Here is a 24739-nt window from a genome sequence, read left to right on the forward strand (position 1 = left end):
TGGTTCGGGTACGCCCTTCACTCTGAGTCCTCACGCCACGTGAGGTGCAAGTCTCCTCCGAAGCGGGTCCGCGGGGCGGGGCGGAGCGGGGCCGCATCCGAGCGGCCCCGACACACCTAGGGGGTGTCGTCAAAGTAGCGTCGTCCGCCCGTGAGGGCGGGGCCGGCGGGGTCTGGTGCGTGTGATCGCAAGGCGGAGGAGGGAGGCGACGCTCGCGTCGTCGACCGACGACAACGCCGCGAGCGCGCGTGCCAGACCCCGCCGGCCAGACGGGACTTTGACGACACCCCTAGCGCGCAGGCGGCCAGGTGTCGCCGTTGGCCGCGGCCACGAGCTCGAAGGCCGTCTTGCCGTCCAGCGACTCGCGGATGACGTCCGCGTGGCCGGCGTGGCGCGCGTGCTCCTCCACCAGGTGCAGGAGCAGCCAGCGCATCGAGACCCGGCCCTCCTTCGGGAACCACGGCGCCTCGGGGAGCGGGAACGTGTCGTCCAGGCTCGGCACCGCGCGGATGAACTTCTCCAGCTCCTCCACGACCCCGTCCCAGAACTCCAGGATCCCGGGGATGCTCTCGCCTTCGACCAGTCGGAAGCTGTCTCCCCAGGTCTCCTTCGTGCGCTGCCGCTCGTTCGGCAGCTGCTGCGCCATCCGCAGCCAGTTCAGCTCCGTCTCCGCGACGTGCTTCAGCAGCCCCGACAGCGACAGCTCGCTCGCGCTCGGGCGGCTCGCCGCCTGCTCCTCGGTGAGGCCGAGCACCGCCCGCCGCAGAGCGCCGCGCTGGGCCTCCGCGAAGGACAGGAGCGCGCCGCGCTCGTCGCCGTAGGACTCTGCCGGAACGTGAGTGACCATGCTGATCTACCGCCTTCTCGGTGTGCTCCTGCTGACAACAACCACGCTACGGAGGGATGCGGTCAGGTTCTGTCCTCAACCGGGGTCATTCGGCGACGCCTTCCGGCCGGATCGCCGGCAGCGCCGTCTGCGGCTTCGGGAGCAGGGCCTTGGACAAGTCCTGGCCGCCCTTCTCGTCGAGCCCGTACATCGCCTCGTAGATCTTGCGCACCGCCGGCCCGGAGGCCCCGGAGCCCGTACCGCCCTGGGAGATCGTCATGACGATCGCGTAGTCCTCGGTGTAGGAGGCGAACCACGAGGTGGTCTGCTTGCCCTGGACCTCCGCGGTGCCCGTCTTCGCGTGCATCGGGATCTGCTTCTGCGGCCAGCCGCCGAACCGCCAGGCCGCGCTGCCCGTGGTGGCCACCGAGGCGAGCGCGCCGTCGATGTCGTCGCGCAGCTCCGCGTCCATGGGCAGTCGGCCCTGTTCCTTCGGCGCGATCTCCTTGACCGAGGTGCCGTCGGCGCTGACGATCGCCTTGCCGACGCTCGGCTGGTGCATCGTGCCGCCGTTGGCGATGGCCGCGTAGATCGACGCCATCTGGATCGGGGTGACGAGGGTGTCGCCCTGGCCGATGGAGTAGTTGATCGCGTCGCCCTCGCGGAGCTGGTTGCCCTGGCGGCAGTTCTCGTACGCGATCTTCTCGGCGTACGAGCCGTCCTTCTTGCCGTCCCGGCACCAGGCGGCCTTGTTCGCCTCGAAGAAGTCCTTCTTCCACTGGCGGTCGGGGACCCGGCCGTTCACCTCGTTCGGCAGGTCGATGCCGGTGGCCTTGCCCAGGCCGAACTCGTGGGCCGTCTTGAGGAACCAGTCGCTCGGGTCCTTCTTGGGGTTGATCCCGCCGTCCTTCTTCCACTCCTTGTCCGCGAGGGCGTAGTAGACGGTGTCACAGGAGACCTCGAGGGCCCGCCCGATGGTGATGTCGCCGTAGCCCTGGGACTCGAAGTTGGTGAAGTTCTGACTGCCCACCGAGTACGAGCTGGGGCAGCCGTACCGCCCGTTGAACGGGTACCCGGCGTTCACCGCGGCGGTCGAGGAGACGACCTTGAAGATCGAGCCCGGGGCCGCCTGGCCCTGGATCGCGCGGTTGAGCAGCGGGTAGTTGGAGTCCTTGTCGGTGAGGGACGCGTAGTCCTTGGCGGAGATGCCGCCGACCCACGCGTTCGGGTCGTAGGTCGGGTTGGAGGCCATCGCGACGATGCGGCCGGTCTTGGCCTCCATGACGACGACCGCGCCCGAGTCGGCCTCGTAATTCCTGCGCGTGTTCTTGTCGTACCCCTTGCGGGCCTCGATCATCGCGTTGTTCAGCTCGCGCTCGGCCACCGCCTGCACGCGCGAGTCGATCGAGGTGACGACGTTCGAGCCGGGCGTCGGCTTGTCGGCCTGCGCCTGCCCGATGACCCGCCCGAGGTTGTCCACCTCGTAGCGCGTGACGCCGGCCTTGCCGCGCAGCTCCTTGTCGTACGTGCGCTCCAGGCCGGAGCGGCCCACCTGGTCGGAGCGCAGGTACGGGGAGTCGGTCTTCTTGGCCTTGGTGATCTCCGCATCGGTGACCGGCGAGAGGTAGCCCAGCACCTGCGAGGTGTTGGCCCCGTCGGGGCCGGCGTAGCGGCGCAGGGCGGTCGGCTCGGCGGTGATGCCGGGGAACTGCTCGGCGTGTTCCCTTATCTCCAGCACCTGGTCCGTGGTCGCCTCGTCGGTGACGGGGATCGGCTGGTACGGGGAACCGTTCCAGCACGGCTTCGGCGTCTTGGCGTCGCACAGCCGGACGCTGTTGACCACGTCCTCGGGATTGAGGCCCAGGACGCCGGCGAGCCGGGTCAGGACGCCCTTGCCCTTGTCCTTCATCCTGGTGAGGTCGGTACGGCTGGCGGAGACGACCATGCGCGTCTCGTTGTCGGCCAGCGGGACCCCCCGGGAGTCCAGGATCGAGCCGCGCACGGCGGGCTGGACGACCTGCTGGGTGTGGTTGTTCTTCGCCTCGTCCGTGTACTCCTGGCCGTTGCGCACCTGGAGGTACCAGAGGCGCCCGCCGAGGGTGAGCAGCAGCGAGAAGACGACCACCTGGATCACGACCAGGCGGTTCTGGACCCGGGGTGTGCGCCCCGTCTCCGGAATGTTGCTCAACTCAGGTCTCCCCCGGAACGCTGCCCGCCGCTGACTCGCACGAGTCTAGAGCGAGCGCGGAAGGGGAAGCGCGGTCAGAAGGGGAAACTCGTCCTGCCGTGCTGCACCGAGATCCACTTCTGGGTGGTGAACGCCTCGATCGTGGCCTCGCCGTTCAGCCGGCCCAGGCCCGAGGACTTCTCCCCGCCGAACGCGGCGAGCGGCTCGTCGCCGATGGTCGAGTCGTTGACGTGGATCATCCCGGTCTCGATCCGCTGGGCGAAGCGCACGCCCCGCTCCACGTCCCGCGTGTGCACGGCGCCGCTCAGACCGTACGGGGTCGCGTTGGTCAGCCGTACGGCCTCGTCCTCGCCGTCGAAGACCACCAGCAGCGCCACCGGGCCGAAGATCTCCTGGCCGAGCAGCGGGGAGTCCTCGGGGAGGCCGGCCAGCACGGTCGGCTCGACCAGGTTGCCGCGCGTAGATCCGCGGACGAGGGCCTGCGCCCCGGATTCCACGGCCTGGTCCACGAGCGCGGTCAGGGCGTCGGCCTGGAAGGAGTTGATCAGCGGGCCGATGTGGGTGTCCGCCTCGCGGGGGTCGCCGGTCTTCAGGCTCCGCACCCGGGCGGTGAACTTCTCGGTGAACTCCTCCGCGATCGAGGCGTCCACGAGGATCCGGTTGGCGGCCATGCAGACCTGGCCCTGGTAGACGAAGCGGCTGAAGACGGCCGCGTCCACCGCGTAGTCGAGGTCGGCGTCGTCGAGGACGACGAGGGCGCTGTTGCCGCTGAGCTCCAGGACGGTCCGCTTGAAGTGCCGGGCGGCGACGGAGCCGACGTGCCGGCCGACCCGGTCGGAGCCGGCGAAGGAGATGACCTTCGGGACGGGGTGCGTGAGGAGCGCGTCGCCTATTTCGGCGATGTCGGTGACCAGCACGTTGAGGAGTCCGGCCGGCAGGCCCGCGTCCTCGAAGATCTTGGCTATGACCCCGCCGCCGACCACGGGTGCGTTCTGGTTCGGCTTGATCACCACCGCGTTGCCCAGGGCCAGGGCCGGGGCGACCGACTTCAGGGTGACCAGGAACGGGAAGTTGAAGGGGCTGATCACGGTGACGACGCCGACCGGGAGGCGCTGGACCCGGTTCTCCTTGCCCGCGACGGGCGAAGCGAGGATCCGGCCCTCGGGGCGGATGGCCAGCTGGATCGACTCGCGGATGAACTCCTTGGCGAGGTGGACCTCGTACTCGGCCTTGGGACGCGTCCCGCCGAGCTCGTCGATCATCGCCTCGATGATCTCCTTCTCGCGCTCCTCGGTGATCCGCAGGGCGCGTTCCAGGACGGCGCGTCTGGCGTACGGGCTGGTGGCGGCCCACTCTCTCTGGGCGCGCTCGGCGCCGAGGTAGGCCCGGTCCACCTGCTCGACGGTGGCCACGGTGATGGCCGCGAGCTTCTCCCCGTTGTACGGGTTGACGTCGATGATGTCCCACGAACCGGTGCCGGCCAGCCATTCGCCGTCGATGTACTGGTGAGCCAGGTCGTCGAATATGGACATGCCATCCCTTACTGCGAGCGCGCACCCGTGCGCTGCACCGGAGACCGATCGGTCATCATGCACTGATCAGACGTCATACTACGTGCGAATCAAGACAGTTGGAGCAGGCCGCGGAGAAGATCCCGGGTCCGTTCGGGGTCGGGACAGTCGGCCTGAAGCCGCTCCATCGCCCGTTCGTACTGCGCCACTTCCTCGTCTTTGTCCAGGTAGAGGGCACTGGTGAGCTGTTCCAGATAGACGATGTCCTGGAGGTCGGACTCCGGGAAGCGCAGCAGGGTGAAGGCTCCGCTTTCGCCGGCATGCCCGCCGAAGGAGAACGGCATCACCTGGAGCTGCACGTTGGGCCGCTGGGAGACCTCGATGAGGTGCTCCAACTGGCCGCGCATGACGTCGCGGTCGCCGTACGGGCGGCGCAGCGCGGCCTCGTCCAGAACGGCGTGGAAGACCGGGGCGCTCTCGGAGACGAGCACCTTCTGGCGCTCCAGGCGCAGCGCGACGCGGCGGTCTATCTCGGCCTTCGTGGCGCCGGGCATGCCACGGCTGACGACGGCCTGCGCGTAGGCCTCGGTCTGCAACAGGCCGTGGACGAACTGGACTTCATAGATCCGGATGAGCGAGGCCGCGCCCTCCAGGCCGATGTACGTCTGGAACCACCCGGGCAGCACGTCGCCGTAACTGTGCCACCAGCCGGCTGCGTTGGCTTCGCGGACCAGTCCCAGCAGGGACTCCCGCTCCGCGCCGTCCGTGACTCCGTAGAGCGTGAGGAGGTCCTCCACGTCCCTTGCCTTGAAGCTCACCCTTCCCAACTCCAAGCGGCTGATCTTCGATTCGGATGCGCGGATCGAGTAGCCGGCCGCCTCACGGGTGATGCCGCGGGATTCTCGGAGTCGCCTGAGCTGAGAGCCCAGGAGGATGCGGCGCACCACAGAACCGCTTGCTTCTGCGGTCACTTGTCCTGCCCTCCCCATCGCCATGTGTACGCGTGGTCTGCGCGTGGTGTGCGTCGCCGGGGCCCCCGTACCCCAGGTCCCGCAGTCTGCCACCAAAACGCATCGGCCCGTACTCGTTCTGTAACGGAATCCCGCCCGCCGCAAAAGAAGTCCGTAAGTATGCGTAGGAAGAAATGAGCAAGAACCATCACGGGAGTGGACAGGTCCGGCGCGTGCACGTGCATCTGCCCTTGCATCCAGCTTCTGCATTCGGAACGATGGTGCCGCGCACCTGCGTGCTCTTCGCGCCGGCGCCGGACCCACCCCGCAGTTCTTTCTGGACGGAGCGCGCCGCTCCGCCCGCGAATCCCGGGAGTGCCTCGCATGGGGACGAATGGATCGACCATGCTCGAGCCGTTACGGCAGGGGCTGCCCCCGGTCGACCCCACGGCTGTCTCCGGGTCCGCCTCCTGCGCTCTGCCCGCCCGCTTCGAGGCGGTGCGGGGCGCCCGTTCGTTCACCCGGTCCACCCTGTGCCAGTGGGGCCTCGACGACCGCTTCGACGACGTGGCCCTGGTCGTCTCCGAACTCGTGACCAACGCGCTGCGCCATGCCCTGCCGGAGGACACCAGGCCGGCGACCGGCGGCGCGGGCGAGCCGGAGGCCTCGGTACGGCTGCACCTGATGCGGTGGAGCACCCGGCTGGTGTGCGCGGTACGGGACCCCAGCGAGGACCGGCCGGGCGGGTCGTTCGCGCCGGAGCGGACGCAGGAGAACTGCGACCTGGAGTCGGGGCGCGGGCTGTTCCTCGTGGATGCGTACAGCGACAGCTGGGGCTGGCACCCGCTCGCGGGACGGCTGACCGGCAAGGTGGTCTGGGCGCTGTTCATGCTGCACGAGTAGGCAGCGGCGCACACAGGCACATACGGGCATGCGGACATGCGGGCATACGACGACTGGCCGGGGTTGATCATTTCGATCAGTCCCGGCCAGTGCACGTGCATGGCTTGATCGGTGCGCCGTTCCTCGGGGCGATCGGGCGATGTGCCGATCGGTCGATCAGGCGATCAGGTGGTCGAACTCGCCGTCCTTGACGCCCAGCAGCAGCGCCTCTATCTCGGCCGGCGTGTAGACGAGCGCGGGCCCGTCCGGAAAGCGCGAGTTGCGCACGGCGACAGCTCCACCCGGCAGCTTGGCGAACTCGACACAGGAACCTTGCGAGTTGCTGTGTCTGCTCTTCTGCCAGGTCACTCCGTCGAGTTCTGCAGCTGCCATCCCGTTGTACGCGTGGTCCACAGGAAGCCCCCGATAGTGCAGATGTCAACTGCACCGGATCATAGCTGTGTTCACAAGCGCATGCATGGGCAGATGCACGTGCACGCGGAGGGTGCTCCCCTGATCACTGTCAGGGAAGAACTCGGGTGGATCAGGGGCGAATCAGACGCTTATAAGGATTGGATCAAGGCGCAGCGGGGATGCGCGGGCCTGCACGGCACGCCCTTCAGTACGCGTCGAGCACGCGCCCGGTACCCGTTCAGACGCGAGGCCGGCGAGCGCGGCGACACCCCCTAGCGGGGCAGCGGGCGGTGCTTGCCGCCCATGTGCGCGCGGTCGGCGGCGGCCGTGCCGTCCTCCCAGCCCGCGTGGTCGGTGGCCCCGCGCAGCCGGGTGGTCGTGGTCCGGGGGAACATCTCGTCCGCCCGGGAGGTGACGGCGACGTCACGGGCCACCAGGGCGGGCAGGTTGTCGGGGGCCTCGGCGACGGTGTGCTCGGCCGTCTCGGCGAGGCGCTGGCCGAGCCGGCTGGCGTACGCGAGCAGGAAGGACTGCCGGAACGTCTTGGTCCGCTTGCGCCCGCCGGAACGCTGGGCGGCCTCGGCGCGGGTCATGGCGGCGGTCCCCTGCACGAGCAGGGACGTGTAGAGCAGCTCGACGGCCTCCAGGTCGCTCTCGAACCCCACCACGGTGGAGAACTCGTAGGCGCTGTTCCACACGGCCCGACAGCGGTTGGCCGTGGCGACGGCGTCCAGCAGCACGGCCTTGGCCTCTTCGTACGGCGCCTCGACCCCGATCCGGCAGGCCGCAGGCACCTGAGCGGGCCCCTTGCCGCTCGCCGCGAGCACGGCCTCGTCGACGGTGTGCCGGGCCATCAGCTCCTGCGCCTTGGCGCTGAGCGCCTCGGCCTCCTCCGGGAAGGTGGTCGCCTCGGCCTTGGCGAGCAGGGCCCGGATGCGGCCGAGCATGCGGGGCTCGATGTGCGCGTGCTCCAGGGCATCGCCGGCCGGGTCCCCGGGGAGGGCCCCCACGGGCTCGATGGAGGGCAACCGGATCAACAGCCGGAAGACTTCGAGCAAGGCCGTGGCAAGGCTGAACCGATCGGCCTTCTCCCGCTGCACGAGCCGTTCCCCGTACTCGCCGTCCTCTGTCCACCACACCTCGGCATCGGTCCACCGCTCGGGGAGCCGGGCGTACCGGCGCGCCTCGGCGGCGATCAGGTCGCGGGTGATCCGCAGATGCCGCTCGCCGAGGTCCCGCCCGACCAGCCGGAGCACGTCGGCGGGCTGCCACCCCCGCTCCCAGGCCTGCCGTACGTACGCCTCCCCGCGCCCGAGCAGCTCCCGCCCGACCCCGCCCCACTGCCCACCGTCCCCGACGAGCACCGAGGCCCCGGCATCCAGCCCGGCATCGTCCTGGCTGTAGAGGGCGGCTTCACAGGCACGATCGACGATCTCTCTCACCCCCTCAGCTTTACACGCCCCCACCCCACCCCCCAGCGCCCCCGACCCCACGCCCTGCCCGATCCAGCCCCGCCGACACTTGAGGCGCGGGGCCCGGGGGCGGATCCCCGGCTCCCCGACCCGCCCGCCCGATCCAGCCCCGCCGGCGTTCGACGCGCGGGGGTCCGCGGCAGAGCCCCCGGCACGGGGTCCGGGCAGAGCCCGGGAAACGGAGAAAGGGCGGGGCGGGGAGATGGCACCGCGCAGCGGAACCCAGGCCCCGGAGTGCCGGACGGGCAAGGTGTCAGACCCCGGTGGGACACTCGCACCCATGAGCGACCGCACCCCCCACTGGGCCCTCGCCGAAGCCGGCGACGGCCTCTGGCACGCCATGCCGCTCACCCCCACCCCCGCCACCGGCCCCGCCCCCAGCCCCCTCACCGTCCAGAACCCCGCGGACGCGATCCGCTCCGCCCCCACCACCACCCGCTGGATCTGGCGCAGCACCACCGCCCTGTACCCCCGCCTCCTCGCAGCCGGCATCCGCGTAGAGCGCTGTCACGACATCGAAGACGCCGAGCTCCTCCTCCTCGCCCACGAGGGCCGCTCCGGCGAACCCCGCTCGGCGGCAGCCGCCTGGGCCCGGCTCACCGGCGCCCCCGTACCCGCCGATCCCCCACAGCGCGCCGCCACCCCCACCACCCAGGACTCCCTCTTCGACTTCTTCGACCCCCAGCCCACCTCCACCCCCCTCCCCCTCGACGCGCTCGTCGCGATCTACGACGACCAGGCGAAACGCACCGCCGCCACCGCCCACCCCGACCGCCTGCGCCTGCTCATCGCCGCCGAGTCCGCCGCCTTCCTGATCGCCGCCGAAATGCACCGCTCCGGCCTCCCGTGGCGGGCCGACGTCCACCGCGCCCTGCTCACCGAGCTCCTCGGCGAGCGCTACGCCGGCGGCGGCGAGCCCCGCCGCCTCGCCGAGCTGGCCGACGAGATCTCCATCGCCTTCGGCCGCCGCGTACGCCCGGATCTGCCGGCGGACGTGATCAAGGCCTTCGCCGAGGCCGGGATCCGGCTCAAGTCCACCCGCCGCTGGGAGATCCAAGAGCTCGACCACCCCGCCGTGGAGCCCCTCCTGGCGTACAAGAAGCTGTACCGGATCTACACCGCCCACGGCTGGTCCTGGCTCCAGGACTGGGTCCACGAGGGCCGCTTCCGCCCCGAGTTCGTCCCCGGCGGCACCCTGACCGGCCGCTGGGTCACCAACGGCGGCGGGGCCCTGCAAATCCCGAAGGTGATCCGCAGGGCCGTCGTCGCCGACCCGGGCTGGCGGCTCGTCGTCGCCGACGCCGACCAGATGGAGCCCCGCGTCCTCGCCGCGATCTCCCGCGACCCCGCCTTCATGGAGGTGGCCGGGCGCCCCGAGGACCTGTACACGGCCATCTCCCGCCAGGGCTTCTCGGGCGACCGGGACATGGCCAAACTCGCCGTCCTCGGCGCCGTGTACGGACAGACCTCCGGCGACGGCCTGAAGAACCTGGCCGCGCTGCGCCGACGCTTCCCGCAGGCCGTGGCGTACGTGGACGACGCCGCCAAGGCGGGCGAGGAGGGTCGCCTCGTACGGACCTGGCTGGGCCGGACCTGCCCGCCGCCGGTCGGCGCCGCCGAGGACGGCGAAGCCGGGATCCCGCAGGACAGGGAGGACGGCTGGACCCCGAGCTACGCCTCCACCAACACCCGGGCCCGCGGCCGCTTCACCCGCAACTTCGTCGTCCAGGGCAGCGCCGCCGACTGGGCCCTCCTGCTGCTCGCGGCCCTCCGGCAGGCCATCGCGCGCGCCGGGATGCGGGCCGAGCTGGTGTTCTTCCAGCACGACGAGGTGATCGTGCACTGCCCCGCCGAGGAGGCCGGGGCCGTCGCCGAGGCGATCCGCGCCGCCGGCGACCGGGCCGGCCGGATCGCCTTCGGGGACACCCCGGTCCGGTTCCCGTTCACCACGGCGATCGTGGAGTCGTACGCGGACGCCAAGTAGGAGCGGACGCGAGGGAGCACCACTCGCCGCGGATGATCAGCCGAACCACTTCGGGTCGAGCGCGATCTGCTGCAGCTGTTCCATCGTCAGGATCGGCTTGTCCCGGGTCGCGGGCTTGTTCTGGTTGCCGGTGTTGAAGGCGGAGACCACCACGCGCCGGCCGTCCGTCCGCAGCGTGTCGACGGTCCACCACACGACGTTCGCGCCGCCCTTCTCACCGTCCCGTTGCTCGGACTTCACCCTCGTGCCGTCGGGCAGGGTGACGGCACCGGACCCGAAGTGGTCCTTGAGCAACTCACCCATGCCGGCCTGCACGTTGACCTGGACGAGCGATGTGCCGTTGCCGTCGTCGAGCACGACATAGCCGTGCTCCCCCTCGCCGCCCTTGGAGGCGACCGTGATCCCGGTCTTCGGCAGCAGGGACTCCAACACCGCGGCGGCGCCCCGCGCCCCGGCCGGCGCCGGAGCACCGGGATCCGGCTCGGCGGCCGGCAGGTCGCTCAGCGCCGGCCGCCACAGCGGCGAGGTCGTGAACTCCTTCAACTTCTCAGGGGCCAGGGGCGGATTGGCCCGTGAGACGGGCTGGCCCTTCTCGGCCGGAGCGTTCCACTCCTGTACGTCCACCTGGTAGCCCTGCGGGGTCACCAGCGTGGCCCGCCACACCTTCGTGGGCTCCCGGCGGTCGGGGTACTCGTAGCCCTGGAAGACCATGAGCTTCGAGCCGTCCTCGAGCGTCTCGAGGGTGCAGTCGTCGAAGTCCAGGACGTTCTTGTCGGGGCAGGTCACCGAGTCGGCGGCCATCTGCCCCTTCGGGTCGACCCGCGCGAGGGCGACTCCGAGGGCCGCCGGCCCCTCCCCGTCGTCGTAGAGCCCGGAGACGCTCGGGTGGGCCGTCTCGCCCGTACCCCGCGCCTTGGCCCCGGACACCGTGCCACCGGGCAGCAGCTGCCTGAACACGTCGATCAGCTGATCGGCGGAGACGGCGCCGCCGCCCGCCTTTTCCTTCACCTTGGGCGGCTGCGTCGGGTCGGCCTGCGGCGCGACGGCGGCCGCCGCGGCGCCGCCCGAGCCGCCGAACAGGCCGCTGGTGTAGGCGCTGCCCGCGCCGATCACCGCCAGGGCCACCACCGACCCGCCGACCACGGCGGCCCTGCGGCGCGCCACCAGCCGCCGTCCGCGCTGTTCACCGGCGGCGACGAGGGCGCGCGGGTCGGGCGTGAACTCGTCCCCGGTACGCCGCAGGGCTTCGCTGAGCTCATCTTCAAAGGGCATGCGGAACAAGACCTTCCACCGAGTAGCAAGGACAAGGGACGATCGAGGCGGCGAAGGGGCTTCAGAGGCCGACGAACTCAGCCAGTGATCCGCCCAGTTGCTCCCGCAGCCGGCCCAGCGCCCGCGTGGTGCGGGTCCGCACAGCCGCCGAGCTGGCGTTCATCGCGTCGGCGGTCTCCTCCACGCTGCGGTCCTCCCAGTACCGCAGCACGAGCACCGCCCGGTCCTTGGGCGCCAGCCGCCCCAGCGCGTCCAGCAGCGTCAGCCGCAGCGCCGGATCGGCGCCGACGGCCGCGGGTGCGCCCGACTCGGGGAACTCCCCGACCGGCCGCTCCCCCGCCGACCTGCGCCGCTGGTGCGTCAGGAAGACCCGCACGAGCACGGTCTGCGCGTACGCCGCCGGATTGTCGATACGGGAGATCCGCCCCCAGAGCAGGTACATCCGCCCCAGGGTCTCCTGCACCAAGTCCTCTGCGAGGTGCGTGTCCCCGCTGGTCAGCAGGCAGGCCGACCGGTACAAATGCCCCGACCGGCCCGCCGCGAACTCGCGGAACCCGTCCCTGCGCCCCTGCCGCATTCGCTCCCCCTAGCGTCCGCCTCACCCCAACGACGCGGTGGGGGTGCCGGAATGTTTCACCCCAGTCCGTGGAAGTAGACGTGGAACGCGTCGCGTTCGAAACCCTCCGCTTCGTACAGGCTCTGCGCGACGTGGTTGTCGTAAGCGGTCTCCAGCTGCACCCCGGCCACCCCGGCCTCCCGGGCCCGGCGCAGTACGTCGCGCAGCAGCGCCCGTCCTGCGCCGGTGCGGCGGCCGGACGGGTCGACGTACAGGTCGCTCAGGATCCAGACGGGCCGCAGGGCGAGCGACGAGAAGGTCCGGTAGACCTGCGCGAACCCGACCGTGCCGGCCTCCGGGACGTCGGCGAGCAGCACCAGGGACTCGCCGGCCCGGATCCGCTCCGCGAGGAAGGCGCGGGGCCGGTCCGGGTCCTCGACCTTCACCTCGTAGAAATCGAGGTACCCGCGGAACAGCCCACCCGCGACGTCGACATCCCCGTCACCTGCAACGCGCACCACCACATTCACATCATCCATGCACTCAGTGTCCGGTAACGGGCTGGGCGGGGAGGCTGAAGACGTGGTCCGGGGTGACGATCTTGGTGATCGCCTCGCCGAAGAGGGTGCTGGGCTCGGAACCCTCGTAGGAGATGTCCGTGTTCAGCGTCAGCGTCAGCGTGGCCTTCGCCTGCGGCAGGTACACGACCAGCGCCTGGTAGCCGGGCAACGAGCCGTTGTGGCCGATCCAGCCCTGGACGTTGAAGATGCCCAGGCCGTAACCGGCGCCGGGCAGCGCCTCGACGACGTTCAGGCGCTCGGCCTGGGTGGCGGGCTTCAGCAGCGTGCCCGTGGCCAGGACCCTGGCCCAGGTCTTCAGGTCACCGAGATCGGAGATCATGGCGCCCGCAGCCCAGCCCCAGGAGGGGTTCCAGTCGGCCGCGTCCTCGACCTTCCCGCTCGCGGTCTGGTCCGTGTACCCCTGGGAGTGCGGACTCGGGAACTCCGGGCCTACGGGGAAGAGCGTGTGCCGCAGACCGGCGGGGCGGACGACCTTCTGGTTGATGTAGTCGTTGAGCCTCTGCCCGCTCTGCTTCTCCACCACCAGCCCCAGCAGGATCAGGTTGGTGTTGCAGTAGTAGAACTTCGCGTTGGGCTCGAACAGCACCGGGTGCTTGAAGGAGTACGCGAGCAACTCCTGCGGGGTGAAGGGCCGTCGGGGATTGCTCGTCAGGGCTTTGAAGAAACCTTCGTCCTCGGAGTAGTTGAACAACCCGCTCCGCATCCCGGCGAGCTCGCGCAGCGTGATCCGGTCCCCGTTGGGCACCCCGCTCACGTATTTGCCTATGGGGTCGTCCAGCCCGACCTTGCCCTGGTCGACCAGCTGGAGCAGGGCGGTCACGGTGAAGGTCTTGGTCACGCTGCCTATGCGCATGTACATGTTCGTGCTGACCGGCTGGCCGGTGGCCTTGTCGGCGACACCGAAGGCCCGCACGTACTCGCCCTTGCCGGGGGCCGAGAGCGACACCATCACCCCGGGTATCTTCGCCTCGCTCATCACCTTCCGGACGGCGTCGTCCAACTGCCGCGCCACGGCGGGGGTGAGCTGTGGAAACTCCCCGTCGGCGGCAACCGGGGCCGAAGCCGAGGCACTGGGGGTCACCGGAGCCGAAACCGAAGCACCGGAGCCCACCGACCCGTCCAGCGCGTACCCCGCCCCCACCCCCAGAGGCACCACCACCAGGCCCGCTGCGGCCATCCCCACCGCCACTTTGCGCAACCGTGTCGACATGCCGGCCTCCTGCCACGCGTCGCCCGGGTCCAGCCTTCCCAACCTAGCTCCGTCCCGCCCCCCGAGCGACCGGGAGCCCCGTCGACCCCGTAATCGCCCAGTCACTCTTCGCAGTGGACTGCGCTCCAGTGCAGAAACCTGAACGCACAAAACGAGTTCCGGTATATACGGAAACTCCGCCAGAAGAAGACACGCATGGGCAAGCGCCTTCAGCAAAGATCACCGTCGCTCTCGCCGCGACAGCCACGTTCGCCCTGTTACCCCCCGCGCCTGCACACGCCGGCGCCATCGGCTCGACCCCCGTGGCCACCTCCGAATACCAAGTCGGCGGAGTCACCATGAAGGTCCCCACCGGATGCATGTTCACCCACATCATCCGCGGCGAGGGCAAGACCATCACCTACCAGAACGCCGGAGTCGACTGCGGCTTCGTCGGGGCCCTCAACGCGGGCTTCTGCAACTGGCGCATCGACTTCACCTACGCGGACACCGACAACAAGATCTACCGCACGTCCCGCGGCAAGACGCACACCGAGTGCAAGATCAACCCGATGCGGGACAACGCACCCCAGAAACTCCCCCGCTACGGCAAAGCATGCGCGTACATCCACGTCAACGGCGTCCGGTGGGCCGGCCAGTGCCACCACATCACGAAGTGAGCCGCACATGAGCCCGCAGAGCAGGCCCGAGGACCCTGCCCGAGACACCAGACTCCGGCGCTCCGGAATCGGCGCCTTCCTCGCAGGCGCCGCCGCCACCCTCGCCTTCTTCGCCTTCTTCCCGGGACTGCCCCACGTCATCGACTGGGGCTCGATCATCGCCGCCCTCGCCATCGGAAGCCTCGCCCGCTGGGCGCTGCGAACCCACCTCAGAAAAGAGCCCACCCACCCCGGATAGATCCCCGGCGCGGCCTGACCGAACTCGCGTCCCTGAAGCGGCAGATGGGGCCGCGACGCCGCCCCGGGAAGCGAGAAACCCCCACGATCACGGCAAGTAAGCGGTCGAGGATGCCATCCGGGCACCTGCCTCGTGGCCAGGCGGGGTGCCTCGTGTCCCGTGGCGGCCACGAAGCGGGCCTGGTCGTTGTTGCTCACCGTCGATGGCCCTGGTCGCCCGGACGCCGATGGCTGCGTTGGTGGCGAAGGCGGCTTGCATGTTCGCCACGCGCACGGGCTGACAGCCCCTCCGCTCACGCACCGGGTTTCGGGCCCGGCCGCTGCATGCGCCGACCGGCCCCGGGAATAGCAAAAGCCCCAGGTCACGGCGAGTGAGTCCTGGGGCTTCTACAGAGCCGCCTTCGGGATTCGAACCCGAGACCTACGCATTACGAGTGCGTTGCTCTGGCCAACTGAGCTAAGGCGGCACCGCTGGTCAGACAAGTGTTCCCTCGGAGAGGAGCTCTCATCAGCAGCGGCGCCAAGTCTACAGGCTGAAACGGGGTGCCCCGAACCACGTTGTGGAGGGGTGGGACGTAGGGGGCATATGGGGATCGATCGGGGGCATCTCACCGCCTGGGGCGGGGCAGGGGCGTCAGGTGCACTTCTTGCCGTCCTTCGGCGGGGTTCCCGCCAGCAGGTACTGGTTGATCGCCGTGTCGATGCAGGCGCTGCCGCGGCCGTACGCCGTGTGGCCGTCGCCGTCGTACGTGAGCAGGACGCCCGAGTCGAGCTGCTGCGCCAGCGCCTGGGCCCACTTGTACGGGGTCGCCGGGTCCCGGACCGTGCCGACCACCACGATCGGCGGGGCGCCCTTCGCCGTCAGGGCGCGGGCCTCGCCGGTGGCCTTGACCGGCCAGTACGCGCAGTTCAGCGAGGCCCAGGCGAGGCCCGCGCCGAACACCGGGGAGGCCTTCTGGAAGGACGGCACAGCCGCGTCGACCGCATCCGGGCCGGCGAAGGCGGGAGGCTGGTCCAGGCAGTTCACGGCGGCGTTCGCGAACATCAGGTTCGCGTACTTGCCGTCCGCCTCCCGCTCGTAATAGCTGTCGGCCAGGCCCAGCAGGCCGGACCCGTCGCCGTTCATCGCCGCCGTCAGCGCCTCGCGCAGCTGCGGCCACGCGCTCTCGTCGTACAGCGCCGCGATCACCCCCGTCGTGGCGAGGGACTCGCCCAGCGGGCGGTCCGGATCGCCGCTGGGCACGGGCTGCGCGTCGGCCTTGCGGAAGAACTCCTTGAGCTGCTCCGTCATCGCCTCCGGCCCGCCCTTCCCGAGCGGGCAGTCGGACTGCTTCGCGCAGTCCTTGATGAAGGAGCGCAGGGCCGTCTCGAAGCCCCCGGTCTGGTCCCGGTTCATCTCGAGCGCCGGACGGGAGGGATCCATCGCGCCGTCCAGGACGAGCCGGCCGACCCGCCCGGGGAACAGCTCCGCGTACGTCGCCCCGAGGAAGGTCCCGTACGAGGCGCCGACGTACGCCAGCTTCTCGTCGCCCAGCACCGCACGCAGCACGTCCATGTCGCGGGCCGCCTCGACCGTGGAGACGTGCGGCAGGACCCGCTGCGAGCGGGACTGGCAGCCGGCCGCGAACTGCTTGAACGCGGCCACCAGCTCGGCCCGCTCCGCCGCGTTGTCCGGCGTCTGGTCCACCTGCGTGAACTTGTCCATCTCCGGCCCGGTCAGGCACTGGACCGGGCTGCTGCGGTCCACCCCGCGCGGGTCGAAGGACACCATGTCGTACCGGGCGCGGACGGCTGCCGGGTAGCCGATGCCCGCGTACGCCTGGAGGTAGCCGATGCCGGAGCCGCCGGGGCCGCCCGGGTTCACCACGAGGGAGCCCAGCCGCTTGCCGGGACCGGTGGCCTGGCGGCGGGCCACGGCGATGTCGACGTCCTGGCCGGACTCGGGGTGCGCGTAGTCCAGCGGGGCCTTCATCGTGGCGCACTGGAACCCGGGGACACCGCAGTCGCGCCAGCTCAGCTTCTGCTCGTAGTACGGGCGCAGCGCGGCCGGGACCGCGGTCGAGGCGGCCGCCGGCGCAGTGCCCCCGGCCGAGGACGCGACGGCCTTCGGCCCTCCCGACCCGTCCGAGGTGCACCCCGAGAGCAGCAGCCCCGCAGCTGCGATCACGGTTCCGGTCGTACGCAGCAGGCGACTGGTGTCCATCCTCGGAGCCTACGTCCTGCCGGGCGACGCGGCCCGGACGCGCCCCCGCCGACCGGCCGCCCGCCGCCGCGGGCTCGCCGCAGCCCCGCACCGATCCCGCCGTACCCGGCCCGACCTCGGCGGATCGCTCAAACGGGTGAAACGGTCAACGGCGGTTGAAGGCGAGGCGGCCCCGGTGCGAGGCGGCCCCGGTGCAGCTCAGCCGGCTCGGAGGGACATCGTCATCGCCTCGACCGCGAGGAGCGGGGCCACGTTGCGGTCCAGGGCATCGCGGCAGGCGATGATCGCCTCGATCCGGCGCAGGGTGCGCTCCGGTCCGGACGCGCGGGCGATCCGGTCCAGGTCGGGCCGTATCTCCTCGTTCGCGATCGCCAGCGAAGAGCCGAGCTGGAGGGCCAGCACGTCCCGGTAGAAGCCGGTGAGGTCGGTCAGCGCCAGGTCGAGCGTGTCGCGCTGGGTACGGGTGCGGCGGCGCTTCTGCCGGTCCTCGAGCTCCTTCATCACGCCCGCCGTGCCCCGCGGCATGCGGCCGCCGGTGCCGGCCCCGGCGCCGAGTGCGGCCCTCAGGTCCTCGGTCTCCTTGGTGTCGACCTCCTCCGCGACCTGCTTCGCGTCCTCGGCGGCGGCGTCGACCAGCTCCTGGGCGGCCTTGAGGCAGCCGCCCACGTCGTCGATGCGGAGCGGGAGCTTCAGCACGGCGGCCCGGCGGGCCCGGGCGGCCTCGTCCTGCGCGAGCCGGCGGGCCCGGCCGATGTGGCCCTGGGTCGCGCGCGCCACGGCCGCGGCGACGGCGGGCTCGATGCCGTCGCGCCGGACCAGCACATCGGCGACGGCGTGGACGGGCGGGGTACGGAGGGTCAGATGGCGGCAACGGGAGCGGATGGTGGGCAGCACGTCCTCCAGGGAGGGTGCGCACAGCAGCCACACGGTCCGCGGAGCGGGCTCCTCCACGGCCTTGAGGAGCACGTTGCCCGCGCCCTCGGTCAGCCGGTCGGCATCCTCGAGGACGATGACCTGCCAGCGGCCCACGGCCGGCGAGAGCTGCGCCCGGCGGACCAGATCACGGGTCTCCTTCACACCGATGGACAGCAGATCGGTACGGACGATCTCCACATCGGCGTGCGTACCGACCACGGTGGTGTGGCAGCCGTCGCAGAACCCGCAGCCCGGCTCGCCCCCGAGGGCGCGGTCGGGGCTGGTGCACTGCAGGGCCGCCGCGAAGGCACGGGCGGCGGTGGCCCGCCCGGAGCCGGGCGGACCGGTGAACAGCCAGGCGTGCGTCATCTTGGACGTGGCGGGCGGCGGCGCCCCGGCCTCGACGGCGGTGACCAGGGCGTCGGCGTCACGGGCGGCGGCGGCCAGCTGCGACTGCACCCGCTCCTGTCCCACCAGGTCGTCCCATACGGGCATCCCGCCCACCGCCTTTCACCGGCCGTCTTCCCTTGGCCGTCCGTACCGCTCGTCCTGCTCGTGCCCGCCCCCAGTGTGGCGTGCGCCACTGACAATCCCCGTCAGCGGCGGCGGCGCGGACCGCCCTCTTCGTCCTCGTCGTCCCGGCGCGGGCCCAGCAGCTCGTCCGCCAGGGTCGGCAGATCGTCCAGCGGGGTCTCCTCGGCCCAGGCGGGACGCGGCCGGCTCGGCCGCGCCGACTGAGCCGGCCGGCTCTGCGCGCCCTGCCCGCTCGGGCCGCCGTCGTCGCCGAGCAGCGGGAGCTCGCGGGTCACGTCGTCGCCGGAGTCCCGGAAGATCCCCGGCGGCACCCGGTCGGCCGGGCTCTCCTCCGGACGGCGGGCCGTCGGCCGCGTGGCGGAGCGGGCTTGCCCGGCCGGAGCCGGGCCGGCCTGCGGGCTCGTACGGGACGACGGGCGTACGGGCGGCAGGACCGCCGTCTCGTCGGCCGGGCCGGCCGACGGGACGGCCGGCAGAACGGAGGTCTCCGCCGCCGGGTCGATCTTCGGCACGGGGACCGTCTGGGTCACGTCGTCCGGCTGGACGACCCGCTTGACCAGCGGAGTCTCCACCGTCACCGCATCGTCCGGGAGCGGCTCCTTGGTCATGGCCACCTTGGGGGCGGGCGCCTCGGGAGCGGGGGCCGGTGCCGGAGCGGGGGCCGGTGCCGGCGCCGCGGCAGGGGCCGAAGCCGCTGCCGCTGCCTGGGCCGCCGCCGCGGCCGCCGAGGCCTCCGCCAGCCGGCGCGCCTCCTCCGCCCTGAGCAGGGCCTCCTCGGCCCGCCGCTGCTTCTCCAGCCGCCGCTCCTCGGCCTCGGCACGCAGCCGGGCCTCTTCCTCCGCCTGCTTGCGCAGCCGCTCCAGCTCCGCCGCGCGGGCCTTCTCCTCGGCCTCCACGCGCAGCCGCTCGGCCTCGGCCCGGACACGGGCCTCCTCCTCGGCGCGCAGCCGCTCTTCCTCCGCCCTGCGGGCGGCCTCGGCCTCGGCCTTGATCCGGGCGGCTTCGGCCTCGGCCTTCAGGCGTGCTTCCTCCGCAGCGCGCAGCCGCTCTTCCTCCGCCTTGCGCGCGGCCTCTTCCTCGGCCCTGCGCCGGGCGTCCTCCTCGGCCTTGCGCCGGGCCTCGGCCTGGGCCGCCACCTCGGCCTCCGAGAGCGGAAGCATCCGGTCCAGGCGGTGGCGCACGACGGTGGTCACGGACTCCGGGTCCTGGCCGGCATCGACCACCAGGTAGCGCCCGGGGTCGGCCGCGGCCAGCGTCAGGAAGCCGGCCCGCACCCGCTGGTGGAACTCGGCCGGCTCCGACTCCAGCCGGTCCGGGGCCTCGGTGAACCGCTCGCGCGCCGCCTCCGGCGCTACGTCGAGCAGCACGGTCAGGTTGGGGACGAGCCCGTCGGTGGCCCAGCGGGAGATCCGGGCGATCTCGGTCGGGGACAGGTCGCGCCCGGCACCCTGGTAGGCCACCGAGGAGTCGATGTAGCGGTCGGAGATGACGACCGCGCCGCGCTCCAGGGCGGGCCGCACGACTGTGTCCACGTGCTCCGCGCGGTCGGCGGCGTACAGCAACGCCTCGGCGCGGTTCGACAGCCCGGCCGAGGAGACGTCGAGCAGGATCGAGCGGAGCCGCTTGCCGACCGGCGTGGCTCCCGGCTCGCGGGTCACGACGACCTCGTGCCCCTTGCCCCGTATCCAGTCGGCCAGCGCCTCGACCTGGGTGGACTTGCCGGCGCCGTCGCCGCCCTCCAGGGCGATGAAGAACCCGGCGTCGGACGCGGCCTGCACCGGCTCCCCGCCGCGCAGCGCCTCGCGCAGGTCGCGGCGCAGCGGTACACCGCTGCGGTCGTCGGCCTTGGCGAGGACCACGACGGCGACGGGCAGCAGCAGGGCGCCGACCAGCATCAGGGTGAAGGCGGCCCCGCCGTGTGCGAAGACGACGTCCCCGGCGGCCAGCCGGTGCGGGCCGATCGCCGCGGCCAGGACCGGGGCGAGGACGGCGCCGACGCCCACGGCCACCCGTACGACGGCCTGCAGGTGCTCGGTGACCCGCGCCCGGCGGAACTCCTCGGTCTCCTGGTCCAGCAGGGTGTGGCCGGTGTTGGCGGCCACGCCCGCGGCGGTGCCCGCGAGCAGCGACAGGAACAGCACGGTGGCCGTGTCCGGGACCAGCCCGGTCAGCAGCAGCGCGAGTCCGGCCACCGCGATGGCCAGGGCCAGCAGCCGGCGCCGGGAGAGCGCGGGGAGCACCTTGCCGGCCTGGGTGGCGCGGATGCCGGCGGCGGTACCGCCGAGCAGGGCCAGGACGAGCAGGGCGAAGGTGGCGGGGCCGCCGCCCAGGTCGAAGGCGTGCAGGACGGCCACGGCGGCGGCGCTGGACACGGCTCCGGCGACGGCGGCGCTGGCCAGCACGAGCAGCGGAACGGCCCCCGTACGGCCCTTCTCCGGGCGGTCCCCCGCCTTGGGGGCCCGCCCGCCCTCCAGAGGAGAGCGCGGGCGCGGGGTCTTCGCCGCGGGCAGCACCAGCGGGAGCAGCAGGGAGACGGACGCCGCGAACAGGCCGGAGGCCACGTACGAGCCGAGGGCGGCCTGGTTCTCGGCGAACCAGTCCACGCCGAGGCCGAGGGCCTTGCCGACGAGCGTCGCGACGAGCAGCACGGCGGCGGCGACGGGCATCGCGGCGAAGGACGTCCGCAGGGTCAGCCGGCGCAGCGCGTCGAGGTGGTCCGGCAGCGGGCGTACGGTCGCGCCCTCCGGCGGCGGCGAGGGCAGCAGGGCGGGAGCCGCGCTGTCCTTGGCCAGGGTCCACAGCCGCTCGGCGACGCCGGAGACGAAGACGGTGGCCAGCAGCGCGGTGAGCGCGTGGGCCGGGATCCAGTCGAGCCAGAGCGGGGCGACGACGAACAGACCGAGCCGGATCCCGTCGGCGCCGACCATCGTCCAGCGGCGGTCCAGCTTGCCGCCGGCCTCCTTCGGCGCGAGGAGCTTGGCCAGCGGGCCGAGCAGTACGGCGCCGAAGAGCAGGGTGGCGAGGATCCGGACCCCGAAGACGGCGGCGACGGTGAGGGCCCAGCCCTGGTAGCCGCTGCCGAAGGTCTCCTCGGAGACCGCCGTCTGGAAGGCCAGCAGCACCAGCACCAGCAGGGCGAGGGCATCGCCGATGCCGCTCACCAGCTGGGCGCTCCACAGCCGGCGCAGCCTGGGGGTGCGCAGCAGTGCGCGCACCGCGCGCTCGCGGGAATCCGCGGCGAGGGCTTCGTCGTAGGTGGGGTTCGCGGGGGCGGTCACGACCGTTGGCTGCTCGGCTCGCGTCATCCGCCCAGCCTATCCGCTGCGCTTGGCGGGTGCGGAGCCCGTGGATAACCGTCCTGTGTGACTCCGGCCCCACTTGTGGCCCTTGGCCGGCCAGGACGGTCACGGGGCTCCGCCCCGGACCCGCGGGTCCGGGGCGGAGCCCCCGGCAGCGGTGCCGGAGGCTAGTCGTCCGACGGGGCGGGGGTGGCCGCGGCCGTCTTCTTCGTCGCCGTCTTCTTGGCCGGGGCCTTCTTCGCGACGGCCTTCTTCGCCGTCGTCGTCTTCTTCGCCGCAGCCGTCTTCGTCGCCGTGGCCTTCTTCGCCGTGGCCTTCTTGGCCGGGGCCTTCTTCGCCGTCTTCTTCGCCGGGCCCTTCGCCCGCTTCTCCGCGAGCAGCTCGTAGCCCCGCTCCGGCGTGATCGTCTCGACGTCGTCGTCCCGCCGCAGCGTCGCGTTCGTCTCGCCGTCCGTCACGTACGGCCCGAAGCGGCCGTCCTTGACCACCACCGGCTTCTCGCTGACCGGGTCGGTGCCCAGCTCCTTCAGCGGCGGCTTGGCCGCGGCCCGCCCGCGCTGCTTCGGCTGCGCGTAGATCGCCAGCGCCTCGTCCAGCGTGATCGAGAACAGCTGGTCCTCGGTCTCCAGCGACCGCGAGTCCGTGCCCTTCTTCAGGTACGGGCCGTAGCGGCCGTTCTGGGCCGTGATCTCCACGCCCTCCGCGTCCGCGCCCACCACACGCGGCAGGGACATCAGCTTCAGCGCGTCGTCCAGCGTGACCGTGTCCAGGCTCATCGACTTGAACAGCGAGGCCGTCCGCGGCTTCACCGCGTTCTTGCCCGTCTTCGGGGTGCCCTCGGGCAGGATCTCCGTCACGTACGGCCCGTAGCGGCCGTCCTTCGCGACGATCTCGTTCCCGCTCACCGGGTCCTTGCCCAGCTCGAACTCGCCGCTCGGCTTCGCGAACAGCTCCTCCGCGTACCCGATCGTCAGCTCGTCCGGCGCCAGGTCGTCCGGCACGTCGGCCCGCTGGTGGCCCTCCGCGTCCTTCTCGCCCCGCTCCACGTACGGCCCGTAGCGGCCGACGCGCAGCACGATGCCCTCGCCGACCGGGAAGGAGGAGATCTCCCGGGCGTCGATCGCGCCGAGGTCCGTGACGAGCTCCTTCAGGCCGCCGAGGTGGTCGCCGTCGGCCGGTACGACCTCCGACGCGTCCTCGGAACCGAAGTAGAACCGCTTCAGCCACGGCACGGACTGGGCCTCGCCCCGCGCGATGCGGTCGAGGTCGTCCTCCATCTTGGCCGTGAAGTCGTAGTCGACGAGCCGGCCGAAGTGCGTCTCCAGCAGGTTGACCACGGCGAACGACAGGAAGGACGGCACGAGCGCCGTGCCCTTCTTGAAGACGTACCCGCGGTCCAGGATCGTGCCGATGATCGACGCGTACGTCGACGGGCGGCCGATCTCCCGCTCCTCGAGCTCCTTGACCAGCGACGCCTCGGTGTAGCGGGCCGGCGGTTTGGTCGAGTGGCCGTCCGCCGTGATCTCCTCGGCCGACAGCGCGTCGCCCTCCGCGACCTGCGGGAGCCGCTTCTCGCGGTCGTCGAGCTCGGCGTTCGGGTCGTCCGCGCCCTCGACGTACGCCTTCATGAACCCGTGGAAGGTGATCGTCTTGCCGGACGCGGTGAACTCGGCGTCGCGGCCGTCCGACGCGCGGCCGCCGATCTTGACGGTGACCGAGTTGCCGACCGCGTCCTTCATCTGGGAGGCGACGGTCCGCTTCCAGATCAGCTCGTACAGGCGGAACTGGTCGCCGGTCAGACCCGTCTCGGCCGGGGTGCGGAAACGATCACCCGAGGGACGGATCGCCTCGTGCGCCTCCTGCGCGTTCTTGACCTTTCCGGCGTAGACGCGCGGCTTCTCCGGCAGGTAGTCGGCCCCGTAGAGCTGCGTGACCTGCGCCCGCGCCGCCGACACCGCGGTGTCGGAGAGCGTGGTGGAGTCCGTACGCATGTAGGTGATGAAGCCGTTCTCGTACAGCTTCTGCGCCACCTGCATCGTCGCCTTCGCACCGAAGCCGAGCTTGCGCGAGGCCTCCTGCTGCAGCGTCGTCGTGCGGAACGGGGCGTACGGGGAGCGGCGGTACGGCTTGGACTCGACCGACCGGACGGCGAACGAGGTGTCCGCCAGCGCAGCGGCCAGCGCCCGGGCGTTCGCCTCGTCGAGGTGCAGGACCTCGCTCTTGAGCTGCCCGTTCGAGCCGAAGTCACGGCCCTGCGCGATGCGCTTGCCGTCCACCGTGTTCAGGCGGGCGACCAGGGTCGACGGGTCGGAGGCGTCACCGGCACGGCCGGTGGAGAACGTTCCGGTCAGGTCCCAGTACTCGGCGGAGCGGAAGGCGATGCGCTCGCGCTCCCGCTCGACGACGAGACGGGTGGCGACCGACTGGACACGGCCGGCCGACAGCCGCGGCATGACCTTCTTCCACAGGACCGGCGAGACCTCGTAGCCGTACAGGCGGTCGAGGATGCGGCGGGTCTCCTGGGCGTCGACCATGCGCTGGTTCAGCTCGCGCGGGTTGGCGACGGCGTCGCGGATCGCGTCCTTCGTGATCTCGTGGAAGACCATCCGGTGGACGGGGACCTTGGGCTTGAGGACTTCCTGCAGGTGCCACGCGATGGCTTCGCCCTCGCGGTCCTCATCGGTGGCGAGGAAGAGTTCGTCGGACTCGGCCAGCAGCTCCTTGAGCTTCCTGACCTGGGCCTTCTTGTCGGCGTTGACGACGTAGATCGGCTGGAAGTCGTGCTCGACGTCCACACCGAGGCGGCGGACCTCGCCCGTGTACTTGTCGGGGACCTCGGCGGCGCCGTTCGGGAGGTCGCGAATGTGCCCGACGCTCGCCTCGACGACGTATCCCGGGCCGAGGTAGCCCTTGATCGTCTTCGCCTTGGCAGGGGACTCGACGATGACGAGTCGGCGGCCGCCCTTTGCGGTCTCGCTAGTCGGGGACAACTTGGCTCTTCTCTCCGGTCGGCACTCGGTCGCGGTACGGCGACGCTGCGGAGTGT

At 71.6% G+C, this 24739-nt stretch carries 18 protein-coding genes and 1 tRNA gene; 4 read left to right on the forward strand and 15 right to left on the reverse strand.

The annotated features are described in order from the left end of the window. Window positions 1-289: 289 nt before the first annotated feature. The 4 genes from AB5J51_RS18805 to AB5J51_RS18820 all read right to left on the reverse strand — a co-directional run bounded on the left by AB5J51_RS18805 (window position 290) and on the right by AB5J51_RS18820 (window position 5520). Entirely contained in the window at window positions 290-847 is a 558-nt protein-coding gene (locus AB5J51_RS18805; protein WP_133897304.1) for a DinB family protein, read from the reverse strand. An 85-nt stretch (window positions 848-932) separates the two neighbouring features. Then, window positions 933-3014 (reverse strand): penicillin-binding protein 2, encoded by a 2082-nt coding sequence (mrdA, locus tag AB5J51_RS18810; RefSeq protein ID WP_136224662.1) that lies wholly within the window; start codon window positions 3012-3014, stop codon window positions 933-935. 74 nt (window positions 3015-3088) lie between these two features. After that, a complete protein-coding gene (locus AB5J51_RS18815; protein ID WP_053787295.1) occupies window positions 3089-4546 on the reverse strand; it encodes an aldehyde dehydrogenase family protein in 1458 nt (485 codons plus the stop codon). Between the two features lie 89 nt (window positions 4547-4635). Beyond that, complete coding sequence (locus AB5J51_RS18820; RefSeq protein ID WP_078987426.1) at window positions 4636-5520, reverse strand: helix-turn-helix transcriptional regulator; 885 nt, start codon at window positions 5518-5520, stop codon at window positions 4636-4638. Window positions 5521-5859: 339 nt separating this feature from the next. Here AB5J51_RS18820 and AB5J51_RS18825 point away from each other — a divergent pair, with 339 nt between their 5' ends. Beyond that, a complete protein-coding gene (locus AB5J51_RS18825; protein WP_078987427.1) occupies window positions 5860-6378 on the forward strand; it encodes an ATP-binding protein in 519 nt (172 codons plus the stop codon). A 156-nt stretch (window positions 6379-6534) separates the two neighbouring features. Here the strand turns inward: AB5J51_RS18825 and AB5J51_RS18830 are convergent, their stop codons facing one another. Then, window positions 6535-6750 (reverse strand): DUF397 domain-containing protein, encoded by a 216-nt coding sequence (locus AB5J51_RS18830; RefSeq protein WP_051696354.1) that lies wholly within the window; start codon window positions 6748-6750, stop codon window positions 6535-6537. Between the two features lie 293 nt (window positions 6751-7043). Beyond that, window positions 7044-8213: a DUF2786 domain-containing protein gene (locus AB5J51_RS18835; protein ID WP_107093525.1), complete on the reverse strand. Its 1170-nt coding sequence runs from the start codon at window positions 8211-8213 to the stop codon at window positions 7044-7046. Window positions 8214-8523: 310 nt separating this feature from the next. Here AB5J51_RS18835 and AB5J51_RS18840 point away from each other — a divergent pair, with 310 nt between their 5' ends. Continuing rightward, window positions 8524-10227, forward strand: coding sequence for a bifunctional 3'-5' exonuclease/DNA polymerase (locus AB5J51_RS18840; RefSeq protein WP_369778114.1), 1704 nt, complete (start codon window positions 8524-8526; stop codon window positions 10225-10227). A gap of 36 nt (window positions 10228-10263) precedes the next feature. Here the strand turns inward: AB5J51_RS18840 and AB5J51_RS18845 are convergent, their stop codons facing one another. The 4 genes from AB5J51_RS18845 to AB5J51_RS18860 all read right to left on the reverse strand — a co-directional run bounded on the left by AB5J51_RS18845 (window position 10264) and on the right by AB5J51_RS18860 (window position 13846). Further along, complete coding sequence (locus AB5J51_RS18845; protein WP_053787859.1) at window positions 10264-11499, reverse strand: hypothetical protein; 1236 nt, start codon at window positions 11497-11499, stop codon at window positions 10264-10266. A 61-nt stretch (window positions 11500-11560) separates the two neighbouring features. Then, window positions 11561-12076, reverse strand: coding sequence for a SigE family RNA polymerase sigma factor (locus AB5J51_RS18850; RefSeq protein ID WP_053787858.1), 516 nt, complete (start codon window positions 12074-12076; stop codon window positions 11561-11563). 56 nt (window positions 12077-12132) lie between these two features. Beyond that, window positions 12133-12594, reverse strand: coding sequence for an N-acetyltransferase (locus AB5J51_RS18855; RefSeq protein WP_053787857.1), 462 nt, complete (start codon window positions 12592-12594; stop codon window positions 12133-12135). A 4-nt stretch (window positions 12595-12598) separates the two neighbouring features. After that, a complete protein-coding gene (locus AB5J51_RS18860) occupies window positions 12599-13846 on the reverse strand; it encodes a serine hydrolase (protein WP_136224666.1) in 1248 nt (415 codons plus the stop codon). 338 nt (window positions 13847-14184) lie between these two features. On the opposite strand from AB5J51_RS18860, the gene AB5J51_RS18865 reads away from it, so the two are divergent. Together AB5J51_RS18865 and AB5J51_RS18870 are read left to right on the forward strand one after the other, a co-directional pair. Then, entirely contained in the window at window positions 14185-14505 is a 321-nt protein-coding gene (locus AB5J51_RS18865) for a hypothetical protein (RefSeq protein ID WP_369778115.1), read from the forward strand. 7 nt (window positions 14506-14512) lie between these two features. Next, window positions 14513-14743 (forward strand): hypothetical protein, encoded by a 231-nt coding sequence (locus AB5J51_RS18870; protein ID WP_369778116.1) that lies wholly within the window; start codon window positions 14513-14515, stop codon window positions 14741-14743. Window positions 14744-15135: 392 nt separating this feature from the next. Here AB5J51_RS18870 and AB5J51_RS18875 read toward each other — a convergent pair. The 5 genes from AB5J51_RS18875 to topA all read right to left on the reverse strand — a co-directional run bounded on the left by AB5J51_RS18875 (window position 15136) and on the right by topA (window position 24683). Further along, window positions 15136-15209: transfer RNA gene (locus tag AB5J51_RS18875), tRNA-Thr, on the reverse strand. 167 nt (window positions 15210-15376) lie between these two features. Then, a complete protein-coding gene (locus AB5J51_RS18880) occupies window positions 15377-16945 on the reverse strand; it encodes an alpha/beta hydrolase (RefSeq protein ID WP_136224668.1) in 1569 nt (522 codons plus the stop codon). A gap of 198 nt (window positions 16946-17143) precedes the next feature. Next, window positions 17144-18355, reverse strand: coding sequence for a DNA polymerase III subunit delta' (locus tag AB5J51_RS18885; protein ID WP_369778117.1), 1212 nt, complete (start codon window positions 18353-18355; stop codon window positions 17144-17146). Between the two features lie 101 nt (window positions 18356-18456). Further along, the gene (gene tmk, locus AB5J51_RS18890; protein ID WP_369778118.1) at window positions 18457-21699 is read right to left on the reverse strand and encodes a dTMP kinase; all 3243 of its coding nucleotides are present in this window, start codon (window positions 21697-21699) and stop codon (window positions 18457-18459) included. A 161-nt stretch (window positions 21700-21860) separates the two neighbouring features. Continuing rightward, complete coding sequence (gene topA, locus AB5J51_RS18895; RefSeq protein WP_136224670.1) at window positions 21861-24683, reverse strand: type I DNA topoisomerase; 2823 nt, start codon at window positions 24681-24683, stop codon at window positions 21861-21863. Between the last annotated feature and the right edge of the window lie 56 nt (window positions 24684-24739).

Source organism: Streptomyces sp. R33, from assembly GCF_041200175.1.
GTDB lineage: Bacteria > Actinomycetota > Actinomycetes > Streptomycetales > Streptomycetaceae > Streptomyces > Streptomyces katrae_B.